This window comes from Hypericibacter adhaerens (assembly GCF_008728835.1).
Lineage (GTDB): Bacteria > Pseudomonadota > Alphaproteobacteria > Dongiales > Dongiaceae > Hypericibacter > Hypericibacter adhaerens.
Map to the genome: position 1 here is coordinate 5,686,247 of NZ_CP042582.1, position 21,441 is coordinate 5,707,687.

The following is a 21,441-nucleotide window of genomic DNA, read 5'->3' on the forward strand; positions in this document are numbered from 1 at the left end:
ATATTCCATACTGGAATAGGTTCAATTCAATCAATTCATTTTTATCATGCTGCGCTGCGACATAGATTAGGAGGCGGAGGACAACCCCATGGCCGCACGCAGCCTCGTGATCCCCTTCCGCCGGCTGGTTCACCGGAACCGGCTGCTGCAGATCGGCTTGCTGCTCGCCTTCTGGCTGGCGGGAGAAGCCCTGGTCCGCGTGGCCGGCCTGCCCCTGCCCGGCGGCATCGTCGGCATGCTGATCGTGCTGGCGCTGCTGGCGAGCGGCCGGGTCAGCCCCGTGAGCCTGCAGCGGGGCGCCCGCTGGTTCCTGGCGGAGATGCTGCTCTTCTTCATCCCGGCCGTGCTGGCGGTGCTCGACCATCGCGAGCTCCTCGGTCTGCTCGGCCTCAAGATCCTGGCCGTGATCGTCTTCGGCACCCTGACCGTCATGCTGGTCACGGCCTTCACCGTCGATCTCTGCTATCGCTGGACATCAGGCCATGGAGCGGCTCGCCCCCTGGTGGAGTGACCCGCTGCTGCAGGCGGTCTTCTGGTCCGCCGCGACGATCGGGCTCTATTGGGCGTCGAAGATTCTCTACCGCCGCTGGCGGCACTGGTGGCTGTCGCCGCTGACCGTGACGCCGCTGCTCCTGATCGTCATCGTCCTGGCCCTGCATGCCGGCTATCGCGACTACAGCCGCGCCACCCATTGGCTGATGGCGCTGCTCGGTCCTGCGACCGTCGCCTTCGCCCTGCCGATCTACGAGCAGCGCGCGCTCATCCGCCGCCATTGGCCGGTCCTCCTGATCGGCGTGACGGCCGGCAGCATGACCGCCATGCTGTCCGCCTGGGGCCTGGCGAGCCTGCTCGGGCTCGATGGCAGCCTGCGGCTCAGCCTGCTGCCGCGCTCGATGAGCACGCCCTTCGCCATGACGGTCTCCGGCGATATCGGCGGCGTGCCGGACCTGACGGCGGTGTTCGTGATGGTGACCGGCGTGCTGGGCGCGGCGCTCGGCGAGATCATGCTGGTACGCCTGCCGATCCGCTCGGCGCTCGCGCGCGGCGCGCTCCTGGGCATGGGCGCGCACGGCGCCGGCACCGCCAAGGCGCACGAGATCGGCCCCGAGGAAGGCTCGATCGCGGGCCTGGTCATGGTGCTGGTCGGCCTCTTCAACGTGCTGGCGGCACCGCTGCTGGCTTACTGCCTGCGAGCGTGAATCGACCAAAGCCGCAGGCCCGCCGTCGCGGACCCGCGGCTGAATCGATCGCCGCGATTGGAACGATCCGATCGTTCTAATCGGAGTGTTTCATGCTCGGCACCCGGATCCGCCATCGAAGACAATTGCATCGGCGTTGAGAAACGCGGGCCGCCGGGTTCCGCCGGATCCTGCCTTGACGATATCGGCCGGCCGCCTCTCTCGCGCCGGCAACAGATGGGGTACGGAATGTCATCGATGGCAAGCCGCAGCGAACTTCTTCGCGTGACGAGGCGCCGCTTGCTCGGGCTGGCCGGCATGGGCGCCGCCGCCCTCCTGTCGGCGCCCGCCCGGGCGCAATCTACGGTCGACCTGAAGCTTCCCGGCGGTCCCGGCGAGCGGTCCCTCACGACGGCCTTTCCGCAGAAGGGCGAGATGATTCTGCAACGCACGCGCCCGCCCCTGTTGGAAACGCCCTGGGAGGTGTTCGACAAGGGGGTGTTTACCCCGAACGACCAGTTCTATGTGCGCTGGCACTGGGCGATCATCCCGACCGAGGTGAGCGTCGACAGCTTCAGGCTCAAGGTTCATGGCCAGGTGAATCAGGAGCTCTCGCTCTCGCTGCAGGACATCCTCGGCGGGTTCCCGCGCGTGGAATTGGCCGCGGTCAATCAATGTTCCGGCAATTCGCGGGGCCTGTTCCAGCCGCGCGTGCCGGGCGGGCAATGGGCCAACGGCGCGATGGGCAATGCGCTTTGGGCGGGCGTGCGCCTCAAGGACGTGCTCGATCGCGCCGGCGTCAAGTCCGGCGCCGTGCAGGTGCGCTTCCGCGGGCTGGACGAGCCGGTCGTCGACGAAGCGCCTGCCTTCATGAAGTCGCTCGCCATCGACCACGCGCGCAACGGCGAGGTCATGATCGCCTATGCGATGAACGGCGATCAGTTGCCGTTGGTGAACGGCTTTCCGCTGCGCCTGGTGGTGCCGGGATGGTATGCGACCTACTGGGTCAAGATGCTGAGCGACATCGAGGTGCTGGACCAGCTCGACACGAATTACTGGACCAAGACCGCCTACACCATTCCCGACACGCCCCATGCGAACATGACGCCGGGCCAGACCGGCGTGACCATGGTCCCGATCAACCGCATGGTGCCGCGCTCCTTCGTCACCAACCTGGTCTCCGGCACCTCGGTCGCCGCCGGTGAGCCCACGCCGCTGCGCGGCATCGCCTTCGGCGGCGACTGCGGCGTGGCCGGCGTGGACCTTTCGATCGATGGCGGCAAGAGCTGGCAACCGGCTCAGCTCGGCAAGGACGAGGGCAAATACGGCTTCCGGCAATGGCAGGCCCGCATCACGCTGCCCTCGCCCGGATCCTATGCGGTGAAGCTGCGCTGCACGAACGCCAACGGCGAGGCCCAGCCCGACACGCCGAATTGGAACCCCGCCGGCTTCATGCGCAATGTCATCGAAACCACCGATCTTGTCGCGGCCTGAGGAGATCCAGCCATGCGGCGCTTGCTGTTCTCTGCGACGATCCTGTTCGGCACGGCGCTTCTGCCCTTCATGCTTCATGCCGATACGCCCTTCGTCCTGAGATCGGTGTCGGTCGATCTTCCGGACAGCGACCGGACCTTTCCGGGCGGCGCCAGCGCCGACGCGATCAACAACAATTGCCTCGCCTGTCATTCCGTCGGCATGGTGCTGAATCAACCGGCCTTGTCGAAGGCGGCTTGGGCCGCCGAGGTCAACAAGATGATCGCTGTCTACAAGGCGCCGGTGGATCCCGGCGACGTCGAGGCGATCGTCGATTATCTGACCCGGCTCAAAGGCACCTCTCCCTAGGACAAGACGGGTGGCGGCGCCGGTTTGCGTTCCCTCCCGGGCGGGCTATTGTGGCGAGGCTGCGGGTCTTGCCTGCGGCGCAGACGCCCCTTCTGTCGATCATGCGGGAGACTCGATCATGCCCGACGCGCCGGCGATCTCCCCGGCCTCGCTGTGGAAGGTCTCGGAGGCCGCGCGGCGGCTGCATCGCGACGCGCTGGTCTGGGACAACCATGCCGGATTCGGTCCCGATCCCTCGGTCGATCTCGAGATGCTGCAGGCCTGGCGGGCGGCCGGGATCGATTATCTCTCGATCGATGTCGGCTATGACGTGCTGACCTGGCAGCAGGCGGTGAAGAACATCGCCGCCTTCATCACCTGGTTCGAGAAGCATCCCGACCGTTTCGTGCTGGTTCGCCGCGCCGAGGACATCCCGGCCGCGAAGCACGCCGGCAAGATGGCGATCACCTTCGATCTCGAGGGCATGAACGCGCTCGACGGCGAAGCCTACATGGTGTCGCTCTTCTATCGCCTCGGCGTGCGCCAGATGCTCTTCGCCTATAACCGGAACAACCTCGCCGGCGGCGGCTGCCATGACGAGGACCAGGGCCTGACCGCGTTCGGCCGCCGCGTCATCGAGGAGATGAACCGCGTCGGCATGATGGTCGATTGCTCCCACACCGGCTATCGCACCAGCATGGCGGTGCTCGAGGCCGCCGCGGCTCCGGCCATCTTCTCGCATTCCAATCCCAAGGCCCTGCGCGTCCATGGCCGCAATATCGTCGACGAGCAGATCCGCGCCTGCGCGCGCACCGGGGGCGTCGTCGGCATCAACGGCATCGGCCTCTTCCTTCCCGACCGCCGGGCCACGACCGAGACGATGGTGGATTGCATCGCCTATGTCGCCGACCTGGTCGGGGCCGATCATGTCGGCATCGGGCTCGACTATGCGCCCTCGAGCGGCGAGGAGGATCCGCTCAACGACCTGAGCGGGCTCAATCCGCATTACTGGCCGGCGAGCGAAGGCTATAGCGAGCATCTCCGGGTCGCCGAACCGTCGCAGCTGCCGGAGATCACCGACCGGCTCTTGGCGCGCGGCTGGTCGGAGGCGGATATCCGCAAGGTGCTCGGCGAGAATTTCCTGCGCGTCGCCCGGGCTGTCTGGAAATAGCGGCAGCCGCGCCGGTCACGGCAGCTGCTTGTCCAGCTCCATCAGGCTCTGGATCGGCCGCGGCATGTGGCGCGCGAAGCAGAGCCAGAGCAACAGGGCGAAGATCGCGAGCGGAACCGCGGGCACGATCATCCGGCCCCACCAGGGCTCCTCCTCCAGCACGAAGATCGAGATCGCGAGCGCGCCGAAGGCGGGGATCGCCATCAGCACAGGCCCCAGCACCGCCGAGAAGCGGGATGTGCCACGCTCGATCGCGGCGAGCTTGCCCTCGGCCGCCAGATCCGCCGCGAAGGCCCGCACCGTGGCGGCATAGTGGGCCCCGTGCTCGCCGAGCGGCGCAAGATTCAGCGGCTGGGCGACACCCTGTCGCCAGATCAGCATCTGGTGCAGCTTCCGATATTTGGTCTCCTCGTAGCCGATGCGCAGCCGCGCGACCTCCTTAGGCGCGATCCGGATCTGCCCGCCGCTTTCGCCGATGAGATCGAGCCGCCCCTCGCGGCAGCCCACCCAGACATGCCCGCCCGCGAAGCCCTCGCGCTTGAGGGCCCGGGTCATGGCGGCATGGAACGCCGGCCCCGCTTCCATCGCCCACCTCCAAACCAGCCACCCGTTTCCAGGATAGCGGGGCGAGGACGCTGGCGCATCGCAGACGATGCGAGGGGCGCGAGAAAAAGGTCCTAGACGGACCAGGCCCGCAACGCGATCTCGGCCACCTTGGCCAGCTCCGCGCGGCTGGCGCCCGAGACCGCCTGCACCGACAGCCCCTGATTGATCGTCATGAGGTAGCAGGCGAGCGCCGCCGGATCGGCATCGGCCGGGAGATCGCCCTCGGCCACCGCGCGCTCGAACCGCTTGCGCAGGGCGACCTCGGTCTCGTGGCGGCACAGGGTCAGCGCGCGCTTGATCGGCTCGGCCGCTTCGCCGCCCGTGATGCCTCCCTGGACGGTCAGGCAGCCTCTGGGCTGGCCCCGCCGGGTCATGAACTCGACCGAACGTTCCAGGATCGCCGCCGCCGTCTCGCGCGCCGTCGGCGCCGCGAGCGCCTGCTCGAGGAAACAGGCATGGAGGCTCACATAGCGGTCGAGCGCCTGGCGGAACAGGGCTTCCTTGTTGCCGAACGCGGCATAGAGGCTGGGCGAGCTGATGCCCATGGCCTCGGTCAGGTCGGCCATCGAGGTGCCTTCATAGCCCTGGCGCCAGAACAGGTGCAACGCACGTTCCAGCGCTTCGTCGGTATCGAAGGCCCGCGGGCGTCCCTTGGCTTTGACGGTCGTTTCCATAATTTTGTGCCGATCATTATATAATGCACTTGACGGCCACCGTCCAGCCTCCCAATATCTGTGCCAATCGTTACATAATTAACCCTTCGAGGAGACTGGCTATGACCAAACCGCTTTCGGGCAAGGTGGCGCTGGTGACCGGCGGATCGCGCGGCATCGGTGCGGCGATCGCCCGCCGCCTGGCCGAGGATGGGGCCGATATCGCCATCAGCTATGCGGTCTCCGCCGACAAGGCCGAGGCCGTCGTCAAGGAGCTGAAGGCGAAGGGCGTGCGTGCGCTCGCCTTCAAGGCCGACCAGGCCGATCCGGCGCAGGTGGAGAGCCTGGTGAAGCAGGTGGCGGAGCGGTTCGGCGGGCTCGACATCCTGATCAACAGCGCCGGCGTCTTCGTCACGGGCGAGGTCGGCGCCAGTGCGAACCAGATCGCGGGCTTCGACCACCAGATCGCGGTCAACGTGAACGGCGTCGCCTCGGCGGTTCGCGCCGCGAGCCGGCTCATCCGCGAGGGCGGCCGCATCATCTCGATCGGCTCCATCGTGGGCGACCGCACGCCCTTCCCGGGGCTCGCCGATTATTCCGCCAGCAAGGCCGCCGTCGCCGCCTATACGCGCGGCTGGGCCCGCGATTTCGGGTCCAAGCGCATCACGGTCAATACGATCCAGCCCGGGCCGATCGATACCGACATGAATCCGGCGAGCAGCGATTTCGCGCCCACGCTCACCGCTCTGACCGCGCTCGGCCGCTACGGCCGCGCGGAGGAGGTCGCCTCCGCCGTGGCTTTTCTCGCCGGCCCCGAGGCGAGCTACATCACCGGCGCCACGCTCAACGTCGATGGCGGCCTGACCGCCTGAGGCCGCCTGGCTTCGAGGTTCCGGTTCCCCACCGGGCCTCGAAGCCGGTTCGGGGCCGCCGCCTCCCGGGTCCATAACCCCGATCGGGACCGGGTCAATCCATCTTCGCTGTTGCGGGCCGAGGCCGTGAGGGGCGAAAACCCCCGAGAGGCTTCGGGGAAGCGGCCGGGCGAGGGCTTGCACCGCCGTCGCGAAACGCCAGATTGAAGCGGGCGGGCCGATCCCCGGGCCCCGCACGGGAGTTCCTCATGATTCCATTTTCAGTGCTGGATCTGTCGCCGATCTGCGCGGGCGGGACCGCCGCGGACGCCTTCCACAATTCGGCCGATCTGGCGCGCCATGCGGAGCGCTGGGGCTATAAGCGCTACTGGCTGGCGGAACATCACAACATGCCGGGCATCGCCAGCGCCGCGACCGCGATCGTGATCGCCCATGTCGCGGCCGCGACCAAGACCATCCGCGTGGGCTCGGGCGGCATCATGCTGCCCAACCATGCGCCGCTCGTGATCGCGGAGCAGTTCGGCACGCTGGAATCGCTCTTTCCCGGCCGCATCGATCTGGGCCTGGGTCGCGCGCCCGGCACCGACCAGCGCACGGCCTGGGCGCTGCGGCGCAACCTCCAGGCCTCCGACGACCAGTTCCCCCGCGACGTGGTGGAGCTGCAGAAGCTCCTGGCGCCCGAGGAGCCGGGCCAGACGGTGCGCGCCGTGCCCGGGGTCGGCCTCAATGTGCCGATCTGGCTCCTGGGCTCGAGCCTCTTCAGCGCGCAGCTCGCCGCGATCCTGGGCCTGCCCTTCGCCTTCGCCTCCCATTTCGCGCCCGACCTGATGATGGAGGCGCTCGACATCTATCGCCGGCAGTTCCAGCCCTCCGACGTGCTGGAGAAGCCCTACGCGATGCTGGGCCTCAATGTCTTCGCGGCCGAGAGCGACGCCGAGGCCCGGCGTCTCTTCACCTCGCTGGAGCAGCAGTTCGTCAATCTGCGCCGCGGCCACCCGACCCCGCTCCAGCCGCCGCTCGACAGCAGTGAGGGCCACTGGACGCCGATGGAGCAGGCCGGCATCGACCGCGCGCTCGCCGAGGCCGTGGTCGGCTCGCGCGAGACGGTGCGAAGCGGGCTCGAGGCCTTCATCGACAGGACGAAGGCGGAGGAGCTGATGATCACGGCCCAGATCTACGATCATCAGGCGCGGCTGCGCAGCTTCGAGATCGTGGCCGAAATCCGCGACCAGATGGCGGCACCGGCCAAGAACGCGGCCCGCTCGGCCCGCAGCTAAGTCGCCCCGGGCGTCATTTCGTCTCGGCCCGCTCCACGCCTTTCCAGTCGGGCGGCGGCGGGTCCTGCCGATAGCGGAGCGCGCGGTCGCGGTAGAGCAGCGCCAGCCGGTCGCCGTGCCAGGTGGCCAGGATGCCATCGAAGAGCGCCAAGGCCCCGTCCCAGTCCCGCGCGTAATAGCGGCCACAGGCGCTTTCCCAGCGCGCGAGCGGCTCGAGATCGCGGGGCCGCTGGTCGCGCAGGCCCAGGAGCTCGTAGAGCCGGATGGGCTCGGTCGCGCCCACCGGGATCACGGAATCGACGAAGCGGAACAGGAATTCCTCGCCCGCACCCCGGCGGACCGCGTCGCTCGCCAGCAGCATCGTGCCGTACCGCTTGTTGAGGCCCTCGATGCGCGAGGCGAGATTCACCACATGGCCCATGGCCGTGTAGTTCATGCGGTCGATCGAGCCGATCGTGCCGACCACGACCTCGCCCGTATGCAGGCCGAACCGCGTGGGCATGGCAGGGATGGATTCGCTGGCGAAGGCCTCGTTGAGCCGCTCGATGCGCGCCGCCGCGGCGAGCGCGCCGAGGCAGGCCTGGCGGACATGATCGGGTTGGGCCACGGGCGCGTTCCAGAAGGCCATGATCGAATCGCCCAGATATTTGTCGATCGTGCCGCCCGCCTCGACCAGGGCGGCGCCGGCCTCGCTGAAATAGCGCGATGTCATCCGCGTCAGCTGCTCGGGATCGAGGGTCTCGGCCAAGCTGGTGAAGCCCGCCACGTCGGTGAAGAGGACGGTGAGGGGCTGGCGCCTGCCGCCCAGCTCCGGCTGGAGACGGTGCGCCAGGATGTTGTGCACCAGCTGGCCCGGCACATAGCGCGAGAACTGGCGCAAGCCGGCGCGCATCGCCGCGACCGCGCCGTCGAGCGCCATGATCTCGCCGATGCGCGAACGGCGCATCGGCGGCTCCTCGAAATCGAACCGCATGATCCGCGCCACGTCGGTCCTGAGCTCGCGCAAGGGCCGCGTCACCCGGCCCGAGACCAGCATGACGAGGACGGCACCCACCACGATCGCCGCCAGCCCGACCAGCAGCAGCCGCGTGCGCAAGTGGTCGGCCGGCCCCAGGATCAGGTCGTAGGGATAGGCCATGGCCGTGGTCAGCGTGTCGACCGATCCGCTGCTCGGCTCGAACCGCGCGAGATAGGGGCGGCCCTCGATCGTCACCAGCCGGTCCGCAGGTGAAGGATCCTGCTGGTAGCTGTCATAGAGCGCCCGCAGGCGCGGCGACTTGAGCAGCCCGATGGGAACCAGCGCTTCGGGTGCGCTGGGGTTGACCTCCATGCGCAACTGCTCGGCGTCGGGATGGGCGATCAGGTTGCCCTGGCGGTCGAAGATGAAGAGCTCCATCTCCGGCGACTGCCGCAGCAGGCCCATCTGCCGGCCGAGATCGCCGAGCTCGACATCGATCGCCAGCACGTCCCCCGCCGGCCGCTCCAGCGGCTGCGCCATGGTGATGCCCATGATGGGCAGGGGCCGGAACTGGTAGGGGGCGGTCAGCACGACCCGCCGGGCCCGGAGGGCATCCTGGTACCAGGGCCGCAGCCGGGGATCGTAGTCGGTCCAGGCCAGGGCGGTGGTGGCGAGGCTGTTCAAATCCTTGTCGAGCAGCATCCAACGCGCCGCCGCGCCCTCGCCGGCCCCGGGACCCGTCTGCGTCCCCATCCGGACCGCGAAGGCGGCCTTGTCGGTCGCGATCCGCTGGAGCTCGGACGGCAGGCCGCGGCTCAGATCGAACACGGCGAAGAAGCGGCCATTGGCCTTGCCGAGGTTGAGGCCGGTGACCGAGGGGTTCAGCTGCTCCACCTGCTGCAGCAGCCGGGTCAGCAGCGGCGCCAGGCGGTCGGGCGGTGCCTCCGTGTCGAGGCTCAGCGCGGCGGTCTCGAGAAAGACCTGGGCGGTCCTGACGGCACGCGCCGTGATCGCATCGATGCCGTCGGAGACCCGGTCGAAATTGCCTCGCGCCTCGTCTTCGGCGATGCGCGCGAGCCGCTCATGGCTGTAAAGCACCAAGCCGCCGATCGTCGCCACGATGATGGTGACGAACAGCAGGGTCAGGATCGCCTGGAGCGGCAGGGCGCGAGGGTCGCGGGCCGGCGGCTTCGCCACGAGGAATCCCCAGGAACGGCCGGATCGGGAACCACCGATAACATGCCGCCGGCGCCGTGACGAGACGGCCCCCGGCCGGACAGCGGCCGGCTCCGCAAGAACCGGGGTGCCTCCCGCCGCCGCAGGTTCTAGAGCTTGAGGGCGGCGCGCGGCCGTCCGGCCGGGTGCGCCGCCGCCTCGAGCGCGGTCATCGAGCCGCCAGTGCCGGGCGACACCCTTGATGTCGAGAGGGGAGGCCGGCGATGATGATCGCCTGCATCGGGATCAACGCCACTCCATGAAGCACAGCAGGCTCGCTCTCGCCGATCTTTTTGCCGGCGCGCCGCCGCCGCGCCAGGGCAGCGTGCGGCCGCTCGCGCCGGGTGCGGCGCTGCTGCAGGGCTTCGTCCATGCCAGCCTGCCGGCGCTGCTGCAGGCGATCGAGCATGTGGCGCAGCAGGCGCCGTTCCGCCGGATGGTCACGCCCGGCGGCCATGCGATGTCAGTGGCCATGACCAATTGCGGGACGGTCGGCTGGGTCACCGACCGTGCCGGCTATCGCTACAGCCAGACCGATCCGCAGACGGGCCTGGCCTGGCCACCGCTGCCGCCGATCTTCGTGGCGCTCGCGGTCGGTGCCGCCAAGGCCGCGGGGTTTCCCGGGTTCGAGCCCGATGCCTGCCTGGTCAACCGCTACGAGCCGGGCACGAAGCTCTCCTTGCACCAGGACAAGGACGAACGCGATTTCTCCCAGCCGATCGTCTCGGTCTCGCTGGGGCTGCCGGCGGTGTTCCTGTTCGGCGGCGAGCAGCGCAACCGCAAGCCGATGCGGCTGCGCCTGGAAAGCGGCGATGTGGTGGTCTGGGGCGGGCCGGCCCGCCACCGCTATCACGGGGTCGATCTCCTGGCCGAGGGCAGCGATCCCCTGGCCGGCCCCTATCGCTACAACCTGACCCTGCGCAAGGCGCTCTAGCCCGGCAGCTCCTCGATCGAGACGCGATCGGGGTAGAAGGCGAGATGGCCCTTGATGCTGGCCATCGCGTCATAGGGCGCCTCGTAGCTCCAGACCGCGTTCTCGGCGCGCCGGCCGCCGGCCTCGATGCTGTAATAGGACGCATCGCCCTTGTAGGGGCAGTAGCTGTGATGATCGGTGCGCGCGAGGAGCGCCATTTTCACATCGGCACGCGGGATGTACTGGACCGGGTCGTAAGCGGCCTCCTGCAGCGTCAGCGCGCGTTTCGTTTCGGCGATCACCTGGCCGTTCCAGGTGACGCGGACCGGCCGCGGGTTGGGCTCGATCGTGATCGGATGATCGGGGCCCGGCAGCTTCATCGTCTTGGTCTTGGCTTGAGCGTTCGCCACGATGATGTCCTCCATCGTTGGTCGCACAATCGGCCTGGCGCGGACGCTCAGCGCACCCGCTCCAGGATCGAGCAGTAGTTCGCCACGCCGGCGCCGCCCATGTTGAAGATGCCGCCGAGGCGGGCGCCGTCGGCCTTGGCGCCCAGGGGCTCGCCCGCGAGCTGGCGGGCGGCGATCACGTGCATCGACACGCCGGTGGCGCCGATCGGATGGCCCTTGGCCTTGAGCCCGCCCGAGAGATTGACCGGCAGGCGGCCGCCCAAGGAAGTGGCGCCCTCCTCGAGCAGATCGGCGCCGCGGCCCGGCTTGGCCAGGCCCATCGCCTCGTACTGCATCAGCTCGGCGATGGTGAAGCAGTCATGGCTCTCGGCGAAATCGAGATCGTCGAGCGCGAGGCCGGCGCGCGCCAGGGCCAGCTTCCAGGCCCGCGCGGCCCCTTCGAGGAAGGTCATGTCCCGCCCGCTCATGGGCAGCGCGTCGTTCACATGCGCGGTCGCGCGGATGCGGATCTCGCGGTCGCGGGTCTCCGCCAGGCCCGATGAAGCCAGCACGATCGCGGCGGCGCCGTCGGAGACCATCGAGCAATCGGTGCGCCGGAGCGGCGGCGCCACCAGCGGATTCTCCGCACTCACCTTGCGGCAGAACTCGTAGCCCAGATCCTTCTGCAGATGGGCCAGCGGATTGAGCGCGCCATAGCCGTGGTTCTTGGCGGCGATCCTGGCCAGCGCGTCGGACTTGTCGCCATAGCGCTGGAAATAGAGCTGCGCGATCTGGGCGAAGATGCCGGCGAAGGAGGCGTCGGGCCCGCCCTCCTCGGCGACATAGCTGGCCGAGGCCAGCGCCTTCTGGATGTCGGGACCTGAATTCGACGTCATCTTCTCGGCACCCACCACCAGCACCAGCCGGGCGCTGCCGGCGGCGATGGATTTGAGGCCCTGCTGGATGGCGGCCGAGCCGCTGGCGCAGGCATTCTCCACCCGTGTCGCCGGCTTGTAGCGCAAGCCCGGCAGCGCCTGGATCGGCAGGGAGGCAGGGAAACCCTGCGGATCCATGCCCTGGTTGAAGTGGCTGACCACGACCTCGTCGATGTCGCGGGCCTCGACCTGCGCATGTTCCAGCGCCTCGCGGGCCGCGGCCCCCATCAGGCTTTCGAGCGTCTGGTCGCCGAGCTTGCCGAAGCGGGTATGACCCCAGCCGAGAATCGTGATGGGATCCGTGTGATCGGCGGTCCTGCCGTTCATGTCCGATTGCTCCCGGGCGGAGGGTTCGAGGGGACGCGGGGCATGATATGGCAATCCCCGTCGGAGCGGCCAAGCCCTGTGGGTAAGATTGCAGGCGAGGGGCGATCTTCAGTCGGGCCGAGGCCGCGCGAGGGCGGCGCCCTGCGGGTTCTAGACCCGGCGGGTCAGCGCGATCAGGAGGAAAAGCAGGCAGGCGCTCCCGCCGGCCGCGAGGAAGCCATACGGATTCCACAGGTCGAGGCTGGTCCCGACCAGGATCGGTCCCACCAGCGTCCCGGTTTCGTAGGTGAAGGCGAAGAGAGCGTTGGCCGCGGCCAGGTCGCCGGATCCGAAGCGCCGCCCCACCATGGCGAGCCCCACCGTATAGAGCCCGCCGAAGGAGCCGCCCCAGATCGTCAGCAGCGGCCAGACGGCGAGGCTGCTCAGGGCGAGCGGCAGCAGCAGGAATCCCCCGGCGCTCAGCGTGGCCAGCAGGATCAGGAGCTTGCGGCCGTCGCGCCCGTCGTTCCGGTCGGCGAGCACGCCGATCGGCAGCTGCAGCAGCACATTGCCCAGCGCCACGGCGAACAGCATGCCGAAGCCGGCGCGCTCGCCCACGCTCATGCGGTCGGCAAAGACCGGGAAGAAGGCCAGGACCGAGTTGATCAGCACGCCGTTCAGCACCGCCGCGGCCATCAGGGTCGGCTGGCGGCGGAGCAGCGCCCCGTAATGCGCGGCCGGCTCGACGGGCAGGGAGGGGATCAGGCGGCGCGCGAAGATCAGCGGCAGGGCCGACGCGGCGACCGTGCCGGTGATCAGGTAGAAGGGCAGCAACCCTTCCGTGCCGGTAATCATCAGCACGGGGAAACCCAGGCAGTAGGCCGCCGACATGGTGGTGACATAGAGCCCGACCACGCGGCCGCGGGTGGCGTGGTCGGCCACGGTGTTGAGCCAGACCTCGCCGATCACCCAGTGGATCGCGATGCCCGCGCCCATGACGAAACGCAGCACGAACCAGCCCTCGAGGCTGTTCCAGACCGGCAGGAGCGCGATCGCCGCCGTCATGATCGCGACACCCAGATAGAGCGCGTTGGCGACGCCCAGGCGCCGCGCCAGGGTCGGGGTGGCGAGGGTGAAGAACAGGATCGCCGCCGCCTCGATGGCGGTGTTGAAGCCGATCGTGCTGCCGCTATGCCCTTCCGCCGCCAGCCGCACGGAGAGGAGCGGCGTCGACATGGCGAAGGTGAGGGTGGAGGCGAAGGCGCTGGCGAGGATCGCGATCAGGCTGACCCGACGCTCGCCCGGACGGAGCAGCTGAGCCGGCAACGCGGTCACGCTCTCGCCGCTCAAGCAAGGTCTCCGTCGAAGGCCGCCGGGGCGCCGCTGGCGGCGAGGCGGAGGGTTGCGGGAAAAAGCGACGTCGGCGGAGACGGCAAGCGGAAGGGCTCGCCGTCTCAGCTGAGCATATGCCGCGCGATCTTGCCGGTGTTGGTCATCGGCAAGGCGTCGCGTATCTCGATCTGTCCCGGCGCCTGGCCGATCGGCAGCTCGCCGCGCAGCCATTCGAGCAGGGCCTGCGCGTCGATCGCCTGTTTCTGCTTCAAGGTGACGAAGGCCTTGCCGTCCTGGCCGTAGGTCGGATGGGGCACGGCCACCACCGCGGCCAGCGAGACCGCCGGATGGCGCTGCAGCAGGCTTTCCACCACCTCAGGGACGATATGCTCGTTGCCGCGCGTGATGCGGCTGTCCATCCGGCCGATGATCTTGAGGTAGCCGTCCTCGCTGAAGGTGGCGATGTCGCGGGTGTGATACCAGCCGTCCTTCATCGTGGTGGCGGTGAGGTCCGGCCGGTTGATATAGCGCGTCATCATGGCGGGCGAGCGCACCAGGAGATGGCCGCGGTCGGTGAGCGCCAGGTCGTTGTCGTTGTCGTCGACGATGCGCGCCTCGATGCCCGGCAGGATCTTGCCGGTATAGCCCTCGCGCTGGCCGCCGCTGGGCCAGGACCAGGCAAGCGCGGCGCAGGTCTCCGAGGCGCCGTAGCCTGCCCGGAGCTGGACGCCGAGCCGTTCGCGGAACTCCTTCTCCCAGGCCGCCGGCAGCGCCGCTCCGCCGCTGATGCAGAGCTTGAGCGGCACCTGCTCCTTCTTCACGCCGTCGGCATGGTCCAGCAGCCAGCGATAGAAGCTCGGCACCGCGACGATGAAGGTGGCGCCATGGTCGAGGATGTTCTGCCAGACCACGCCCGGGTTCCTGGCGTCGATCAGCGTGTTGGGATTCTCGCATTCGAGATAGACGACGCTCTGGCCGAGGAATACCGGCTGCAGCACCAGGAAGAGCTGCGACATCATGCATTCCATCGTGAAGATGGAGAGCCTGACGCGGCAGTGATCGATCTCGAACAGCGGGATGGTGAGGTTGATCACCTCGGCGACGGCGCCGGCCGAGATCTCCAGCCCCTTCTGCTTGCCGGTCGAGCCGGAGGTATAGACGACGAGCGCCGGATCCTCGCGATCGACATGGCGGATGGTGAAGCGCTCGGGCCGGCCGCGCATCAGGTCGGCCATCGAGGGCAGGCCCTTCATCGGCGAAGCGCCCTCGGGATCATCCGGCAGGATCCAGATGTCCTTCACGCGCGGCAGGCGGCGGGCGGCCGCGACGGCACGGGTGGCGACGTCGTCCTCGCCGTATTTGTCGAAGCAGAAGAAGGCGTCGACCTCGGAATCCTCGAGCATGAAGGCGAAATCCTGCTCGGTCGAAGTCCAGAGCAGGTTCACCACCGTGGCGCCCGTCATCAGGATGCCGAAATAGGCGACGAGGAAGGAGGGGCGGTTGTTGCAGCAGAGCGCGATGCGGTCGCCGGGCCCGTAGCCCTGGGCCGTCAACCCGGCCGCGACCTGGCAGGACCAGCGATAGATCCGGTCGTAGCGATAGGGGCGGTCGCGGAAGATGACCGCCGTCGCCTCGGGCGAACGCAGGGCTGTGGCCTCAAGGTAGAACGCAGCATTCGTCATGCGAATTCCCGATCGCTCCAACCACGGGGGTTTTGACCCTAACCCGCAACCGCAACAGGAAAAAGACAAATCATCCCAAAGAGCTTGGCTTGTTCGTCAACCAATAAACGACACGGTTTCGGTTCCCGGCGTGCGGGCACGACCGGTTCGTCCCGGGGCGCTTTCCCCGCTCTCGCGCCATGCTAAAGTCCTGGCAGAACAGAGAATCAGCCCCGCTTCCGAGGTTCTGCCAGGGTGGCAATGACCCTACGCGGTGGAGGGGACGGGGTTAAGCCTATCCGCCATGTCGGCCAAGCTCAGCAAGTTCACCATCGGCCAGATCGTGCGCCACCGGATCTTTCCGTTCCGCGGCGTCATCTTCGACGTGGATCCCGAATTCGCCAACACCGAGGAATGGTACGAGGCGATCCCGGCCGAGATCCGGCCGCGCAAGGATCAGCCTTTCTATCATCTGCTCGCCGAGAACGCCCAAACCACCTATGTGGCCTATGTCTCGGAGCAGAATCTGTTGCCGGACGAGGAGAACGGTCCGATCCGCCATCCGATGGTGGCCGAGATGTTCGACGGCATCGTGGCCGGACGCTATCAGCTCAAATCGGCGCGGGCGAACTGATCGCCGCCCGGCGCGGCCGAGGGGGTCGGGGTCTGCGGAGCCGTGGCGGGCTCCGGTCGCCATGCATAGCCCCATATTCCCCCGCGGATTTGAGCGGGGGAGGCCGCCATCACGCGATCGCCATGCCGCCGCCCATCAGCAGCGCCAGCAGGATCGCGAGCATGATGAAGAACAGCACGTTGCCGATGGTGCCGAGCGGCCGGCTGGCCCGCTCCATCCGCCGGCGCGCCGGCGAGCGGCGCTCGCGCCCGCCGACGAGCGCGATGAAGATGCCGCCGCCCGGCCAGGGCAGGCTGAGGCGCAGGTCGAGCGGATGGCGCGGCTCGGGCCAGCGCTCCGACATCGCACGCCGGATGGCCTCGGTCTGATCTTCCGACAGCGTCTCGCGGACGTCCGGCGGCAGGCGCCGGAGCATCTGCTCGATGCGGGCTTCACCCATGGCGGTCATCGTTTGGCACTCCTTCCATCCTGGAAGCCCGGCCGAATCCGGCCGGTCCCTTGCGGGCTGGCTATCGCATTGCCAAAACAGGGTAATAAGCCGGGTGTTAAAATCCGCTTTACCGTGGAGGGTGCAGGCTTGCCCTTATTTTCCAGAGGGCTAGCGTGTCTGCTCAATGAACCGGTCGGCCCCGGACCGGCAGCCGGGGGCGACCGACCTCCTCTTCAGGGAAGGCGAAGGAACGGATCATGCGGACCAAGGCCGAGCAGGCGAAAGCCGATCTGATCGAGCGCATCGCCCAGACGGTGGCCCAGCGGCTCGATCGCAAGCGCGTCGCGGATGTGGACCGGTTCGTGCGGCTGTTCTACGCGAACGTGCCGCCCGACGACATTCTCGAGGACAGCCCCGAGAACCTGTTCTCGGCGGCCATGACCTTGTGGAATTTCGGCCTGCAGCGCGCGCCCGGCAGCGCCAAGGTCCGGGTCTACAACCCGCGTCTCGACGAGCATGGCTGGCGCTCGCCCCACACCGTGGTCGAGATCGTCAATGACGACATGCCGTTCCTCGTGGACTCCGTCACGGCCGAGCTCAACCGGCGCGAGCTCACGGTCCATCTCGTCATCCACCCGGTCCTGCGGGTGAAGCGCGACGCCAAGGGGCAGCTCGTCGCCACCGGCGAACCTTCGGCGCCCGCCGAATCCTACATGCAGATCCGCATCTCCGAGCAGAGCGCGCCCGAGCTGCTCGAGCAGCTCAAGCAGGGCCTGGAATCGGTCCTGGCCGAGGTGCGCGCCGCGGTGCGCGACTGGGCGCCGATGCGCCAGCGGATCGCGGAGATCGCGACGGAGCTCGGCAAGGCGAAGCTGCCCCTGCCGCGGGACGAGATCGCCGAGGCGCGCGATTTCCTCAACTGGGTCGCCGAGGATCATTTCACCTTCCTGGGCTATCGCGAGTACGACTTCTCCGGCGAGGGCGACAACGCGACCCTGACCGTCAAGACGGGCAGCGGGCTCGGCATCCTCAGCGACGACAGCTATTCGGTGTTCGACCGGCAGAAGAACTTCGAGCGCATGCCGGCCGAGGTGCGCGCCTTCATGCGCCAGCCGCAGCTCCTGGCGATCATGAAGTCGAACAAGCGCTCCACCGTGCACCGCCCGGTGCATATGGACACGATCGGCATCAAGCGCTTCGACGCCGACGGCAATCCCTCGGGCGAACAGCTCTTCATCGGCCTCTTCACCTCGATCACCTACAACAAGAGCCCGCGGGAGATCCCGCTCCTGCGGCGCAAGGTCGAGCGGGTCATCGCGCGCGCCGGCTTCGATCCCAACAGCCATGACGGCAAGGCGCTGCTCCATATCCTCGAAAGCCATCCGCGCGACGAGCTGTTCCAGGCCAGCGACGACGAGCTGTTCGAGACGGCCCTCGGCATCCTGCATCTGCAGGAGCGCCAGCGCGTGGCGCTCTTCCTGCGCAAGGACCCGTTCGAGCGCTTCGTCTCCTGCCTGATCTATGTGCCGCGCGACCGCTTCAGCACGGACCTGCGCCTGCGCATGCAGGAGATTGTGGCCAAGGCCTTCAACGGCCGCATCTCTGCCTTCTATACCCAGATGACCGACGCGGCCCTCAGCCGCCTCCAGCTCATCGTCGGCACCACGCCCGGCGCCGTGCCCGATGTCGACCAGGGCGAGCTCGAGGTCAAGCTGGTCGAGGCCGGACGTTCCTGGGCCGACAACCTGCAGGAGGCGCTGATCGAGGCCCGGGGCGAGGAGCAGGGGCTCCTGCTGCTGCGACGCTATGCGGCGGCCTTCCCCTCGGGCTATCGCGACCGCTTCGACGCCCATGCGGCCGCCCTCGATATCGGCCAGATCGAGAAGACGATCGAAAGCGGCCGGCTCACCATGAACCTCTACCGTCCGGTCGAGGCGCCGCCGTCCGAGCTCAGGTTCAAGATCTACAATGCCGGCGAGCAGATTCCGCTCTCGGACGTGCTCCCCATGCTGGAGCATATGGGCCTGAAGGTGATCTCGGAGGCGCCGCATCTGGTCCGGCCGCTGGACCGGCCGCGGCCGATCTGGATCCACGATTTCCTGATGTGCACCGCCGATGGCGGCGAGATCGACATCGGCGCGGTGAAGGACAATTTCCAGAAGGCCTTCGAGCGCGCCTGGCGCGGCAAGGTCGAGGATGACGGCTTCAACCGCCTCATTCTCCTCGCCGGCCTCACCTGGCGCGAGGTCGTGATCCTGCGCGCCTACTGCAAATATCTGCGCCAGATCCAGGTCGCCTTCAGCCAGAGCTACATGGAGGAGACGCTGGCGCGCAATGCCGGCATCGCCGGCCTGCTGGTGAAGCTGTTCAAGGCGCTGTTCGACCCGGCGCTCCGCGCCGAGGCCGAGGCCCGTGCCGAGGCGATCAAGACCGAGATCGAGCGCGCGCTCGACCAGGTCGCCAATCTCGACGAGGACCGGATCCTGCGCCGTTTCCTCAACCTGGTGCTGGTGACGCTGCGCACGAACTATTTCCAGATGCTGTCCGACGGCGACACCAAGACCTATCTCTCCTTCAAGCTCGACAGCCGGCAGATCGAGGAACTGCCGCTGCCGCGCCCGCTGGTCGAGATCTGGGTCTATGCGCCGCGCGTCGAGGCGGTGCATTTACGCGGCGGCAAGGTCGCACGCGGCGGCATCCGCTGGTCCGACCGCCGCGAGGATTTCCGCACCGAGGTGCTGGGCCTGATGAAGGCGCAGATGGTCAAGAACGCGGTCATCGTGCCGGTGGGTTCCAAGGGCGGCTTCGTGGTCAAGAAGGTGCCGGCCGGGGCCACCCGCGACCAGGTCCAGGCCGAGGTCATCGAGTGCTACAAGACCATGATGCGCGGCCTGCTCGACCTGACCGACAATCTGGGCGCCGGCGGGCTGGTGCCGCCGCCCAACCTGGTGCGGCGCGACGGCGACGATCCCTATCTCGTGGTCGCGGCCGACAAGGGCACGGCGACCTTCTCCGACATCGCCAACTCGGTTTCGCTCGAGTACGGCTTCTGGCTCGGCGACGCCTTCGCCTCGGGCGGCTCGGCCGGCTACGACCACAAGAAGATGGCCATCACCGCGCGCGGCGCCTGGGAATCGGTCAAGCGCCATTTCCGGGAACTGGGCGTGGACGTGCAGAGCAGGGATTTCAGCGTGATCGGCGTCGGCGACATGTCGGGCGACGTGTTCGGCAACGGCATGCTGCAGTCGCCGCATATCCGCCTCGTCGGTGCCTTCAACCATCTGCATATCTTCGTCGACCCCTCGCCCGATGCGGGCCGGAGCTTCGCCGAGCGCAAGCGGTTGTTCGACCTGCCGCGCTCGAGCTGGAGCGATTACGACCCGAAGCTCATCTCCGAAGGCGGCGGCGTCTTCGACCGCAAGGCCAAGCGCATCGCCGTCACGCCGCAGATGAAGGCGGTCTTCGGCCTTGCTTCGGACAGCATCTCGCCCAACGACCTCATCCGCGCGATGCTGAAGACGCCGGTCGACCTGCTCTGGCTGGGCGGCATCGGCACCTATGTGAAGGCGGCCGCCGAGACCCATGTCGACGTCGGCGACCGCGCCAACGACGCGGTGCGCGTCGATGCCGAGGAGCTGCGCGCCAAGGTGGCGGGCGAGGGCGCCAATCTGGGCTTCACCCAGCGCGGCCGCATCGCCTATGCCTTGAAGGGCGGCCGGATCAATACCGACGCGGTCGACAACTCGGCCGGCGTCGACTGCTCGGACCACGAGGTCAATATCAAGATCCTGCTCAACGGCGCGGTCGCGGCGGGCGATCTCACCTTGAAGCAGCGCGACAAGCTCCTGGCGCAGATGACCGACGATGTCGCGGCCCTCGTGCTGCGCGACAATTACCTCCAGACCCAGGCGCTCACGCTCGCCGAAACGCAAGGCTGGTTCCGCCTCGACCAGCAGGGCCGCTTCATGCGGACGCTGGAGCGCGCGGGCAAGCTCGACCGGGCGATCGAGTTCCTCCCCGACGACGAGACGCTGGCCACGCGCCTCGCGCAGCGTCACGGCCTGACCCGGCCGGAGCTCGCCGTGCTGATGGCCTATGCCAAGATGTCGCTCTATGACGAGCTCCTGCCGTCGGACCTGCCGGACGACCCGCAGCTCCTGGACGATGTCCGGCGCTATTTCCCCAAGCTGCTGCAGGAGCGCTTCGCCGAGCAGATCGCCCAGCATCAGCTGCGCCGCGAGATCATCGTCACGGTCGTGACCAACAGCCTGGTCAACCGGGCGGGCATCACCTTCATCCATGTGATGAAGGAGAAGACCGGCCAGACCGCGTCCGACATCGCGCGCGCCTATGCCGTCACCAGGGCGGTGTTCGATCTGCGCGCGATCTGGAGCGAGATCGAATCGCTCGACAACAAGGTGCCGGCGAAGCTCCAGGCCCTGATGGCGGACGCGACGGTGCGGCTCGCCGAGGCGGGCACGCTCTGGTTCCTGCGCAACGGCAAGCTGCCGCTCGACATCGCGGCCCATATCGAGGCGCATCGTGGCGACATCGCCAAGCTCGGCGAGAGGCTCGAGGACTACCTGACCGAGACCGACCGCGAGGCCTTCGCCAAGCGCGTGGGCGCGCTCACGGCCGAAGCCGTGCCCGAGCCGCTCGCCCGCAAGGTGGCGCGGCTCGACCTCCTGGCGCCCGGGCTCGATATCGTGCGCATCGCCCAGCGCAGCGGCAAATCGCTCGAGCGCGTGGCGCGCACCTTCTACGCGGTGGGCGTGCGCTTCCACCTGAACTGGCTGCGCAGCGCCACGGGCGGCGTCAATCTCGACACCCACTGGGATCGCATGGCGGTCGCGGCCGTGCTCGACGATCTCTATTCGCACCAGCGCGTCCTGACCGAGCGGATGCTCGCCGCGAACGGGGCGGGCGACGGGCTGGCGGAATCCGAGACGATCGAGCAATGGGCCCAGGCGCGCGGACCCGCAGTGCATCGCATCGAGATGCTGTTCGCGGATCTGCGCCAGCAGGGCGGCCTCGATCTCGCCAAGCTCGCCGTCGCCAACCGCGAGCTGCGCTCGCTGCTCGGCGGCTGA

18 protein-coding genes are annotated in these 21,441 nt (G+C 68.2%); 10 read left to right on the forward strand and 8 right to left on the reverse strand.

Going from position 1 to position 21,441, the window contains the following annotated elements:
* Window positions 1-88 precede the first annotated feature (88 nt).
* From FRZ61_RS25505 to FRZ61_RS25525, 5 genes are all read left to right on the forward strand, one after another.
* Window positions 89-511: a CidA/LrgA family protein gene (locus tag FRZ61_RS25505; protein WP_151120458.1), complete on the forward strand. Its 423-nt coding sequence runs from the start codon at window positions 89-91 to the stop codon at window positions 509-511.
* The gene (locus FRZ61_RS25510; RefSeq protein ID WP_151120459.1) at window positions 483-1,199 is read left to right on the forward strand and encodes an LrgB family protein; all 717 of its coding nucleotides are present in this window, start codon (window positions 483-485) and stop codon (window positions 1,197-1,199) included. Before FRZ61_RS25505 ends, FRZ61_RS25510 begins: the two co-directional genes overlap by 29 nt.
* A gap of 237 nt (window positions 1,200-1,436) precedes the next feature.
* Entirely contained in the window at window positions 1,437-2,672 is a 1,236-nt protein-coding gene (locus FRZ61_RS25515) for a molybdopterin-dependent oxidoreductase (protein ID WP_151120460.1), read from the forward strand.
* A 12-nt stretch (window positions 2,673-2,684) separates the two neighbouring features.
* A complete protein-coding gene (locus FRZ61_RS25520; RefSeq protein WP_151120461.1) occupies window positions 2,685-3,020 on the forward strand; it encodes a c-type cytochrome in 336 nt (111 codons plus the stop codon).
* A 118-nt stretch (window positions 3,021-3,138) separates the two neighbouring features.
* The gene (locus tag FRZ61_RS25525) at window positions 3,139-4,170 is read left to right on the forward strand and encodes a membrane dipeptidase (protein ID WP_151120462.1); all 1,032 of its coding nucleotides are present in this window, start codon (window positions 3,139-3,141) and stop codon (window positions 4,168-4,170) included.
* Between the two features lie 15 nt (window positions 4,171-4,185).
* On the opposite strand, the gene FRZ61_RS25530 is transcribed toward FRZ61_RS25525, so the two are convergent.
* A complete protein-coding gene (locus tag FRZ61_RS25530; RefSeq protein ID WP_151120463.1) occupies window positions 4,186-4,755 on the reverse strand; it encodes a hypothetical protein in 570 nt (189 codons plus the stop codon).
* 92 nt (window positions 4,756-4,847) lie between these two features.
* Entirely contained in the window at window positions 4,848-5,450 is a 603-nt protein-coding gene (locus FRZ61_RS25535; RefSeq protein WP_151120464.1) for a TetR/AcrR family transcriptional regulator, read from the reverse strand.
* 101 nt (window positions 5,451-5,551) lie between these two features.
* Between FRZ61_RS25535 and FRZ61_RS25540 the strand changes: the two genes are divergently transcribed.
* Window positions 5,552-6,301 carry a 3-oxoacyl-ACP reductase family protein gene (locus FRZ61_RS25540; protein WP_151120465.1) on the forward strand — a complete coding sequence of 250 codons (750 nt, stop codon included), beginning with the start codon at window positions 5,552-5,554 and terminating at the stop codon, window positions 6,299-6,301.
* A 248-nt stretch (window positions 6,302-6,549) separates the two neighbouring features.
* The gene (locus FRZ61_RS25545) at window positions 6,550-7,578 is read left to right on the forward strand and encodes an LLM class flavin-dependent oxidoreductase (protein ID WP_151120466.1); all 1,029 of its coding nucleotides are present in this window, start codon (window positions 6,550-6,552) and stop codon (window positions 7,576-7,578) included.
* A 13-nt stretch (window positions 7,579-7,591) separates the two neighbouring features.
* On the opposite strand, the gene FRZ61_RS25550 is transcribed toward FRZ61_RS25545, so the two are convergent.
* Window positions 7,592-9,733 (reverse strand): adenylate/guanylate cyclase domain-containing protein, encoded by a 2,142-nt coding sequence (locus tag FRZ61_RS25550; RefSeq protein WP_151120467.1) that lies wholly within the window; start codon window positions 9,731-9,733, stop codon window positions 7,592-7,594.
* A gap of 277 nt (window positions 9,734-10,010) precedes the next feature.
* On the opposite strand from FRZ61_RS25550, the gene alkB reads away from it, so the two are divergent.
* Complete coding sequence (alkB, locus tag FRZ61_RS25555; RefSeq protein ID WP_151120468.1) at window positions 10,011-10,685, forward strand: DNA oxidative demethylase AlkB; 675 nt, start codon at window positions 10,011-10,013, stop codon at window positions 10,683-10,685.
* Here the strand turns inward: alkB and FRZ61_RS25560 are convergent.
* The 4 genes from FRZ61_RS25560 to FRZ61_RS25575 form a co-directional block, all read right to left on the reverse strand.
* Entirely contained in the window at window positions 10,682-11,074 is a 393-nt protein-coding gene (locus tag FRZ61_RS25560) for a DUF427 domain-containing protein (RefSeq protein WP_225309007.1), read from the reverse strand. The two genes, alkB and FRZ61_RS25560, sit on opposite strands and share 4 nt — an antisense overlap.
* A 47-nt stretch (window positions 11,075-11,121) precedes the next feature.
* A complete protein-coding gene (locus FRZ61_RS25565; protein WP_151120469.1) occupies window positions 11,122-12,315 on the reverse strand; it encodes an acetyl-CoA acetyltransferase in 1,194 nt (397 codons plus the stop codon).
* A 150-nt stretch (window positions 12,316-12,465) separates the two neighbouring features.
* Window positions 12,466-13,644 (reverse strand): MFS transporter, encoded by a 1,179-nt coding sequence (locus FRZ61_RS25570; RefSeq protein ID WP_191909207.1) that lies wholly within the window; start codon window positions 13,642-13,644, stop codon window positions 12,466-12,468.
* A gap of 104 nt (window positions 13,645-13,748) precedes the next feature.
* Window positions 13,749-15,308 (reverse strand): class I adenylate-forming enzyme family protein, encoded by a 1,560-nt coding sequence (locus FRZ61_RS25575; protein WP_151120471.1) that lies wholly within the window; start codon window positions 15,306-15,308, stop codon window positions 13,749-13,751.
* 283 nt (window positions 15,309-15,591) lie between these two features.
* On the opposite strand from FRZ61_RS25575, the gene hspQ reads away from it, so the two are divergent.
* Window positions 15,592-15,921 carry a heat shock protein HspQ gene (gene hspQ / locus FRZ61_RS25580; RefSeq protein ID WP_151120472.1) on the forward strand — a complete coding sequence of 110 codons (330 nt, stop codon included), beginning with the start codon at window positions 15,592-15,594 and terminating at the stop codon, window positions 15,919-15,921.
* Between the two features lie 109 nt (window positions 15,922-16,030).
* On the opposite strand, the gene FRZ61_RS25585 is transcribed toward hspQ, so the two are convergent.
* Entirely contained in the window at window positions 16,031-16,369 is a 339-nt protein-coding gene (locus FRZ61_RS25585; RefSeq protein WP_151120473.1) for a hypothetical protein, read from the reverse strand.
* Between the two features lie 239 nt (window positions 16,370-16,608).
* Between FRZ61_RS25585 and FRZ61_RS25590 the strand changes: the two genes are divergently transcribed.
* Window positions 16,609-21,441 carry an NAD-glutamate dehydrogenase gene (locus FRZ61_RS25590; RefSeq protein WP_151120474.1) on the forward strand — a complete coding sequence of 1,611 codons (4,833 nt, stop codon included), beginning with the start codon at window positions 16,609-16,611 and terminating at the stop codon, window positions 21,439-21,441.

What these genes read in the sequence shown, in the direction of transcription:
- FRZ61_RS25505 (WP_151120458.1), top strand. Translation starts at nt 89, where the DNA reads ATGGCCGCACGCAGCCTCGTGATCCCCTTCCGCCGGCTGGTTCACCGG.
- FRZ61_RS25510 (WP_151120459.1), top strand. Translation starts at nt 483, where the DNA reads ATGGAGCGGCTCGCCCCCTGGTGGAGTGACCCGCTGCTGCAGGCGGTC.
- FRZ61_RS25515 (WP_151120460.1), top strand. Translation starts at nt 1,437, where the DNA reads ATGGCAAGCCGCAGCGAACTTCTTCGCGTGACGAGGCGCCGCTTGCTC.
- FRZ61_RS25520 (WP_151120461.1), top strand. Translation starts at nt 2,685, where the DNA reads ATGCGGCGCTTGCTGTTCTCTGCGACGATCCTGTTCGGCACGGCGCTT.
- FRZ61_RS25525 (WP_151120462.1), top strand. Translation starts at nt 3,139, where the DNA reads ATGCCCGACGCGCCGGCGATCTCCCCGGCCTCGCTGTGGAAGGTCTCG.
- FRZ61_RS25530 (WP_151120463.1), bottom strand. Translation starts at nt 4,755, where the DNA reads ATGGAAGCGGGGCCGGCGTTCCATGCCGCCATGACCCGGGCCCTCAAG.
- FRZ61_RS25535 (WP_151120464.1), bottom strand. Translation starts at nt 5,450, where the DNA reads ATGGAAACGACCGTCAAAGCCAAGGGACGCCCGCGGGCCTTCGATACC.
- FRZ61_RS25540 (WP_151120465.1), top strand. Translation starts at nt 5,552, where the DNA reads ATGACCAAACCGCTTTCGGGCAAGGTGGCGCTGGTGACCGGCGGATCG.
- FRZ61_RS25545 (WP_151120466.1), top strand. Translation starts at nt 6,550, where the DNA reads ATGATTCCATTTTCAGTGCTGGATCTGTCGCCGATCTGCGCGGGCGGG.
- alkB (WP_151120468.1), top strand. Translation starts at nt 10,011, where the DNA reads ATGAAGCACAGCAGGCTCGCTCTCGCCGATCTTTTTGCCGGCGCGCCG.
- FRZ61_RS25565 (WP_151120469.1), bottom strand. Translation starts at nt 12,315, where the DNA reads ATGAACGGCAGGACCGCCGATCACACGGATCCCATCACGATTCTCGGC.
- FRZ61_RS25575 (WP_151120471.1), bottom strand. Translation starts at nt 15,308, where the DNA reads ATGACGAATGCTGCGTTCTACCTTGAGGCCACAGCCCTGCGTTCGCCC.
- hspQ (WP_151120472.1), top strand. Translation starts at nt 15,592, where the DNA reads ATGTCGGCCAAGCTCAGCAAGTTCACCATCGGCCAGATCGTGCGCCAC.
- FRZ61_RS25585 (WP_151120473.1), bottom strand. Translation starts at nt 16,369, where the DNA reads ATGACCGCCATGGGTGAAGCCCGCATCGAGCAGATGCTCCGGCGCCTG.
- FRZ61_RS25590 (WP_151120474.1), top strand. Translation starts at nt 16,609, where the DNA reads ATGCGGACCAAGGCCGAGCAGGCGAAAGCCGATCTGATCGAGCGCATC.